The organism is Streptomyces sp. NPDC059696 (assembly GCF_042733745.1).
Lineage (GTDB): Bacteria > Actinomycetota > Actinomycetes > Streptomycetales > Streptomycetaceae > Streptomyces.
Window position 1 is genome coordinate 1 of sequence record NZ_JBHWFG010000160.1, and the last position, 253, is coordinate 253.

General features: G+C 65.2%; 1 protein-coding gene. It reads left to right on the forward strand.

Annotation, left to right across the window (positions count from 1 at the left end; translation table 11 throughout):
• Positions 1 to 9 precede the first annotated feature (9 nt).
• On the forward strand, positions 10 to 253 hold a 244-nt coding region (locus ACFV20_RS37345), incomplete at its 3' end, for a hypothetical protein (RefSeq protein WP_385665684.1).

Consider the following 253-nt stretch of genomic DNA (forward strand, 5'->3'; position numbering starts at 1 on the left):
GAACAGACCATGTCCCTGCTCAAGGCCGTCATGGAAGAGACCCCACGGTCCCTCAACGAAATGCAGGAAGCCCTGAACGTGGCCGTCCCGGCACGGATCACCACCATGAACCTGCTGGTGGACCGCCAGGCGGTACCGGAAGTCAAAGCCCGCACGCAGCTCGTCCTCGTGGCCGGCGCAGGCGGCGTAGCCATGACCCTCGTGATTGCTGTCCTCCTCGATGGACTGCTCCTCACCCGGCAGCGCCGCAAGC